Origin of the sequence: Lampropedia cohaerens (assembly GCF_001005215.1) — a bacterium.
Taxonomy (GTDB): Bacteria; Pseudomonadota; Gammaproteobacteria; order Burkholderiales; family Burkholderiaceae_C; genus Lampropedia; species Lampropedia cohaerens.
This window is the reverse complement of sequence record NZ_LBNQ01000038.1, coordinates 1-2253: the sequence shown is the minus strand read 5'-3', so window position 1 is coordinate 2253 and position 2253 is coordinate 1. Positions and strand designations below refer to the sequence as shown.

The 2253-nt window shown below is 55.9% G+C and carries 3 protein-coding genes; all 3 read left to right on the top strand.

The features are described from left to right. The first annotated feature begins 164 nt into the window (after positions 1-164). A complete protein-coding gene (locus tag AAV94_RS12670) occupies positions 165-737 on the top strand; it encodes a hypothetical protein (protein WP_046742585.1) in 573 nt (190 codons plus the stop codon). A gap of 44 nt (positions 738-781) precedes the next feature. Then, complete coding sequence (locus AAV94_RS14950) at positions 782-1993, top strand: hypothetical protein (RefSeq protein ID WP_156454439.1); 1212 nt, start codon at positions 782-784, stop codon at positions 1991-1993. Continuing rightward, positions 1990-2253: hypothetical protein (locus AAV94_RS14945; protein WP_156454438.1), on the top strand; the 264-nt coding region annotated here is incomplete at its 3' end. The genes AAV94_RS14950 and AAV94_RS14945, both read left to right, overlap by 4 nt.

The window sequence follows — 2253 nt, the reverse complement described above, 5'->3', positions numbered from 1 at the left end:
GCCACCGACGTGTGGTTTACCTCGGACGTGACCAACAGCCTGCCCACCGACTGGGTGGAGGTGCCCGAAGACATCGCGCTACTGCCCGACGCCCAAGGCTACGGCAAGGTGCGAGACCTGCACCAGGCCATGGCGATTAACGACGGTAGGTGGAGCGTTGCGGCATGAAATCGCGCACATCTGCCGAGAACGCTGAGCGGCCCTCACCCAAACCATGGGCGATTTCCATCCCGGAGATCGTGCTGATGGTGTCGTACTTCCTGGCGGTATGGCTGATTCCCACAAGCTGGCTGGATACAGCGGTTGGCGCCGTTGCATTTGCCATTGCCAGCAAGGTCAATCCGTACCTTTCCGAATACTCCATCGCATTTGCCGAAGACCCGCAGTACTTCATTCACTGTCATGTGTTGGCGACATCTATGCTGGCCCCGTCCTTGTTCGGTTTTGTAGTGTTTCGCAATGGCGGATTCAGGTCCTATGAGGCCCTGTTTATGAAATCTGTTTTAAAGCAGACATTGATCGTGAAATGGGCGCTCTACCTATTCTTGTTTGTTCTGTTGAAAGGTATGTTGTGGATGGTTGACTATCCACTTGTTCGGGCCGAACGTGGTGTATGGGTCAATGCGTTTGGTGTTGCCATTTATGCATTTGCAGTCGCTGCATTGCTATCCGCGATGTGGTATGGGATTTACTTTTTAATCAAATCTACGTTAACCATAGTACGCAAAGGAGCATAAAAATGACTTGCGCGAATCAAAGTGGTGATGACAGATACGGGAACTTGAAAGATATCTCAGGGACCACACTCGACGCACTGAATGAGCATATTGATCAGCTGCGTAGACAGGGAATTGAACCAAAGGCAATAGCGAAGAGTGGCGGCCCGGTTGGTACGCTGTTGAATATTCTGGATGGGGGGTTGCAGGCCGCTCAAGGAAATTGGGCAGGAGCACTGTCAATAATCCCATCAGCGATGCTTGGTGGCGCAGGTGCGGCGGCTGGATATATGGCTGTTGGCTTGCTCTTTCCGGGGGTGGGCATGGTTGCGGCTGTGGCAATTGGAGGCGCTGCAGTCGGCGGTTACTTAGGGAGTCAGCTTGGGCAGAAACTCGGCGAGTTCCTTTTCGACCCCACGCTCGAACCCTCTTTTTACGAAGAAACCCTGCGCAATCGCGAGCAACGGCTGCGTGATCGTGGCATTGACCCAGAAACTGATCCAGGTACGCAAAACATCCGTCGCCAGTTAGAAAAAGCGCGGCAACGAGCGGGAATCCCCTCTCCAAGCGATTGTCCCATCGAAGACATCAAGAACAAAACCCGCACCGCCTCCAATTTTGCATCGCCCATCGTGCTGGACCTGGACGGCGACGGCGTCATTCGCACCGTTGGTCTGTCTTCAGGGGTGAATTTCGACCACGCCGCCGACGGCTTTGCCGAGCGCACAGGCTGGGTGGCACCTGGCGACGGACTGCTGGTGTGGGATGGCAATGCCAACGGCGCGATCGACTCGGGCCGCGAACTGTTCGGCTCCGAGACCCTGCTGCCCAACGGCATGAAGGCCATCAATGGCTTTGACGCCCTCAAGGCCTTTGATGTCAACGGCGACGGGGTCATCGACGCCAATGACCCGGTGTTTGCGCAGTTGCGCGTGTGGGTGGATGCCGACACCAACGCTCGCACTGGCGAAGGCGAACTGCTCACCCTCGAAGAAGCCAGGGTGAAGAGCATCAACCTGGCCTACACCAACTCCAATTTCGTCGATGCCCAAGGCAACGCCCACCGGCAGGTAGGCAGCTACACCACCACCGACGGCCAAACCCGAGCCGCCACCGACGTGTGGGTCAAGACCGACGCCACTTACAGCCTGCCCACCGAGTGGGTCGAAGTGCCTGAAGACATCGCGCTACTGCCCGACGCCCAAGGCTACGGCAAGGTCCGTGACCTGCGCCAAGCGATGGCTGCCAATGATAGACGATGGAGTCTTATCGCATGAAAGCACGCATGGTCCAACAAAACGCGCAGAAACCTTCTCCAAACCCGCGGGCCATATCCATACCGGAGATTGCATTGGTTGTTGGGTACTTCCTTGCCGTGTGGCTGATACCCACCAGCTGGCTGGATACCGCTGTTGGCGTCATGGCATTTGCCATTGCAAGCAAGATCAATCCATACCTGTCTGAATATTCCATTGCGTTTGCAGCAGAACCGCAGTATTTCATTCACTGCCATGTATTGGCGACATGGCTTTTTCCC

Bases quoted from the DNA above. Each gene is read 5' to 3' on its own strand.
- AAV94_RS12670 (WP_046742585.1), top strand. From the start codon at position 165: ATGAAATCGCGCACATCTGCCGAGAACGCTGAGCGGCCCTCACCCAAA.